We start from the raw sequence: 4,139 nt of genomic DNA, 5'->3' as shown, positions 1-4,139 counted from the left end.
ATGACAGATAGCTGAAACTTTTCCCCGTTCCCCGTTCCCCGTTCCCTGCCTCCACGACAAAACTTTTATGTCTAACGGCACGCTACGCGAACAGCAAACCCTAAGTCACCTCTTTGACATCTCCAATTGTGTTGATTAATTAATCTTGAGACAAAAACTCTGCACAAATGGCCAAAGTATGGGAATATAAAGAAAATCTTAAGAAAGGCGAGAAGCATGATCACCGTTAAAATGATGCAACAAATTTGGGCTATCATTGAATCTACACAGGTCAGTACTTTGCTCCAGTTTGACGATGCTGCCTTAATCCAATTGCTCCTCCAGAAGTTCAAATCTCAGCAAGTGCTTGATATACATACAGATAGAAGTCTCAATACTTACATTGAATCTAAACTGCCCTTAATTCGTGATACGGCTGAAGGCAGGTTATCCTTTGGCGAAGGCAAGTAGTAGAATAATTAGACATAACTAATATGTGAACAATTATTTTCTCAGAATTTAAGCATTACAAAATATATGAATCACTGGCTAGAAATTGCCCTGGTAGCTTATCTTATTGGAGCAGCAATTGAAGGGGTGAGTGCAGTCAGTCAGCTATCTCGTTCATTTCAAGAGTTAGCTAAAGGTACGCAAGAGAAATCATCAGAATTAGATCCTCCGCCTAGCTCAAACTGGCAAATTATGACTACAATTGCCTCGGTAAGTCTCTGCGGGGCTTTTTGCTGGCCTTGCCGACTTATTCACCGTTCAATTAAAGGGTGTGTTTCATCTAAAAAATAGTAGACAATTTTATTTATCTAATGTAGATTTTATCAGCAAGTTGTAAAATATCTGCACAATATTTTGTCAAAAATTACAATTATTCATCAATAACCTCCGCAAAAAAGTCAGATTTAGTCAGATTTATGCAGCGTGTTTGGTTCGCTCATCTATATAGGGTTTGCTGTTCGCGTAGCGTGCCGTTAGGCATATAAGTTATCTGTGGAGATTAGGGAACAGGGAACAGTTTCAAGAGTTTAGTAGGGAAAATTTTTCCTTTGAATCAAACTTAAATGCAAGGTTTTCGAGTTCCCACTTCATAAAAGCTTGCACTTTTTCAATTTCAAACAGGCTAAAATCCTTTACCTGTAATGTTTTTAGATTTCTTCAGCCAGCCCTATATAGCAGTCTAGGTCTAATCTTGCTAAATAACTGGCAAATTCCCTTGCGTCATCCCAAGTAGTAAATTGAGCATATAACACCCCATTACCTTCTTTTTCAGTAGGATGGTTAATTTTTTGGCGCGAGGTAATGCGTAAACCACTGACTCGCTAATTTCGCTACTGCTTCCAATGCGACCGGTTCTTCAAACAAATGAGTAGCTCTTGGAATAATTTCCAACTGCTTTTCTATACTTAACTGTTTTAGTGCATCCTGATTCATTGCTATCACTTGTGTATCGTATCCACCAACAATTAGCAGGGTTGGTGCTTGCACATGAGGTAAGGCTGAACCAGCTAAATCAGGCCGTCCACCACGAGAAACCACGGCTTTCACTGCTTGGGGGTGTTTTGCGGCGGCTACAAGTGCTGCGCCTCCTCCTGTACTAGCTCCGAAGTATCCAACTTGGAGGTGATGAGTTTCTGGATTCTGTATTAGCCAATCTGTAGCATTAACTAATCGTGATGCCAATAATTCAATATCAAAGCGCAAATTTCTTGTTATGAGGTCAATTGCTTCCTCTTGATGAGTTAGTAAGTCAATTAGTAAAGTCGCTAGTCCCGCCTGTTGTAAAACGCCAGCAACATATCGATTGCGGGGACTATGGCGACTGCTACCACTACCATGAGCAAATACTACTATGCCTGTGGCAGCATCTGGAATTACCAAATTTCCCTCTAGCTTGACATCACCTGCTGCAACTGATACCAGATGTTCACGATAGTTATGTGTTGATGTTTTATCCACTGACAAAACCTCCATTTATGAATCATTAGCTATCGTTTGATGTTTTTTTAGTCTTTATATATTCAAGATGCTAACGTGAAATAAAGGCTCAGACTCCTCCTAATAGGTAGTATGCAAAAACAAATTCTTCTCTTCATAAAGATATAAACTAAAAGCAAACAAAGTTATTAAGTTAATTGATGATTTTATGCAAAAGTCCACATCTATCAATTACCAGGATATTATCCGGCAAATTGCTACATTGTCCGCCGTTATTGGCGCTTTTGTTGTCAATGTAGTATCAAATATTTCTCCTCCCAATGATTTGAGTATAGGAGAGATTTCTAATACTTTGTTCGCTAATGTTTTGATTATCCCTGCTAACTATGCTTTTGCGATTTGGGGAGTGATTTATCTGGGATTGTTCGTATTGGGAATTTATCAATTTCTCCCGAAGCAAAGGCAGAATGGATATCTACGTAAAACCGGATATTTATTGGTAATTGCCTCTGTTGCTCAAATTATTTGGGTATATCTTTTTCTTGCTAGACTTTTTGCTTTTTCTGTAGTGGCAATCTTGTTAATTTTGATATCACTGATTATTGCTTATGTGCGTTTAGGCATTGGTAGCAAGCGTGTTTCTCAGATGAAGAAGTGGTGCGTTCATTTTCCCATTAGTATTTATCTGGGTTGGATTAGCGTGGCGACTATTGTAAATGTCGCTTCTTGGTTGTACTTAGAGAAGTGGGATGGATGGGGCATTTCTGCTGAATTATGGACTGCTATGATGTTATTGGTGGCTTTTTTGATTGCAGCAGCCATTGTCATCCAGCGTCGAGACTTTGCTTACACAGGGGTAACAGTGTGGGCATTGGTAGCAATATCACTTAAGCAGTGGGACAACTCTTTACTCAGGAACGTGGCATTAATTTTGGCAATTGCCCTGGTTTTGATGATCACGATTAAAAGTGTAAGAAATGAACGTACAGGGAAACTTAGAGGGAAATGAATGGATGCAACCAAGTACTCATCCAAAAGATTGGTCATGGCACTTTTGGCCTGCTGTACCACTTTATCCCTACGGTAGACGGCGGACAATTTGCGCGGAAATAGTTAAGGATACGATTTGGATATTTGATCAGCTTCACGGCATTCTCTACACGGTTGTGCCGATTCGGATGACTGTGGTTAAACTCGCAACCGGAGGTCTTTTGGTTTATGCACCAGTTGCTCCTACTATTGAGTGTGTCCGCTTAGTTAATGCGTTAGTCACCAAGTACGGTGATGTTAAGTATATTATTTTGCCAACGAGTTCTGGTCTAGAACATAAAGTTTTTGTCGGACCTTTTGCCAGATGCTTTCCACAAGCACAGGTTTTTGTTGCTCCCCATCAATGGAGTTTCCCGGTTAATTTACCCCTGAGTTGGCTGGGTTTTCCCCACAAACGCACTCAGGTACTTCCAGAGGATAGTAGTCAAAGTCCGTTTGCCGATGAGTTCGACTATCAGATTTTGGATATCGATTTGGGTAGGGGTTCCTTTGCAGAAGTGGCATTTTTTCACAGGCGATCGCATACTCTGCTCTTAACTGACTCTATACTGTCTGTACCAGAAGAACCACCTGCTATTAACCAATTAGACCCCTACCCATTATTGTTTCATGCTAGAGATCATGCTGGGGAAGCGATCGCAGATCATCCCGAAAATCGTCGTCAGGGATGGCAACGTATTTCACTGTTTGCCGTTTATTTTCGTCCTCATTCCTTAGAAATGACTGAATTAGGGCAAATGTTACGCGATGCTTTCCAAGCACCACAGCATTCACCAAAGGCTTATTTTGGTTTCTATCCGTTTCGCTGGCGAGAGGACTGGCGGCAATCGTTTAATATCCTACGAAGTAATGGCCGTCCTTTTGTAGCTCCAATCCTGCAAATACTGATCCTACCCCAAGCACCAAGACAAGTACTTACATGGGCTGATCAAGTTGCAACTTGGGATTTTCACCAAATTATCGCCTGTCATTTTGATTCGCCTATTCAGACTAGTCCCGATGAATTCCGGCAAGCATTCAATTTTTTGGAAAAGCAATCCCAGGGAAAGCAGAACCAGCCTCTGTTAGACGAAGATATGCAATTTATCAGGGAGCTTGAGGCGAATTTAACTAAGCAGGGTATTGCAAAGCCACCGCAAATCTAATTCGTAATTCGTAATTCG

The 4,139-nt window shown here is 40.8% G+C and carries 5 protein-coding genes; 4 read left to right on the top strand and 1 reads right to left on the bottom strand.

Features of this window, described 5'->3' with window-relative positions:
- Window positions 1-216: 216 nt before the first annotated feature.
- Together VB654_RS11530 and VB654_RS11525 are read left to right on the top strand one after the other, a co-directional pair.
- Window positions 217-450: a hypothetical protein gene (locus VB654_RS11530; protein WP_323213901.1), complete on the top strand. Its 234-nt coding sequence runs from the start codon at window positions 217-219 to the stop codon at window positions 448-450.
- Between the two features lie 66 nt (window positions 451-516).
- Entirely contained in the window at window positions 517-780 is a 264-nt protein-coding gene (locus VB654_RS11525) for a hypothetical protein (protein ID WP_323213900.1), read from the top strand.
- Window positions 781-1,269: 489 nt separating this feature from the next.
- Here the strand turns inward: VB654_RS11525 and VB654_RS11520 are convergent, their stop codons facing one another.
- Window positions 1,270-1,947, bottom strand: a complete 678-nt coding sequence (locus tag VB654_RS11520; protein WP_323213899.1) for a dienelactone hydrolase family protein — start codon at window positions 1,945-1,947, stop codon at window positions 1,270-1,272.
- A gap of 187 nt (window positions 1,948-2,134) precedes the next feature.
- Between VB654_RS11520 and VB654_RS11515 the strand changes: the two genes are divergently transcribed.
- Both VB654_RS11515 and VB654_RS11510 read left to right on the top strand, forming a co-directional pair.
- On the top strand, window positions 2,135-2,935 hold the full coding sequence (locus VB654_RS11515) for a tryptophan-rich sensory protein (RefSeq protein WP_323213898.1): 801 nt from the start codon (window positions 2,135-2,137) through the stop codon (window positions 2,933-2,935).
- Window positions 2,904-4,121, top strand: a complete 1,218-nt coding sequence (locus VB654_RS11510; RefSeq protein WP_323213897.1) for a DUF4336 domain-containing protein — start codon at window positions 2,904-2,906, stop codon at window positions 4,119-4,121. The genes VB654_RS11515 and VB654_RS11510 overlap by 32 nt, the downstream gene beginning before the upstream one ends.
- Window positions 4,122-4,139: the final 18 nt, after the last annotated feature.

It is taken from the genome of Nodularia sp. UHCC 0506, from assembly GCF_034931045.1.
In the GTDB taxonomy this organism is placed as follows: domain Bacteria; phylum Cyanobacteriota; class Cyanobacteriia; order Cyanobacteriales; family Nostocaceae; genus Nodularia.
This window is presented reverse-complemented; position numbering and strand designations above follow the sequence as displayed.

Coding starts and splice junctions, on each gene's coding strand:
- VB654_RS11530 (WP_323213901.1), top strand. CDS start 217: ATGATCACCGTTAAAATGATGCAACAAATTTGGGCTATCATTGAATCT.
- VB654_RS11525 (WP_323213900.1), top strand. CDS start 517: ATGAATCACTGGCTAGAAATTGCCCTGGTAGCTTATCTTATTGGAGCA.
- VB654_RS11515 (WP_323213898.1), top strand. CDS start 2,135: ATGCAAAAGTCCACATCTATCAATTACCAGGATATTATCCGGCAAATT.
- VB654_RS11510 (WP_323213897.1), top strand. CDS start 2,904: ATGAACGTACAGGGAAACTTAGAGGGAAATGAATGGATGCAACCAAGT.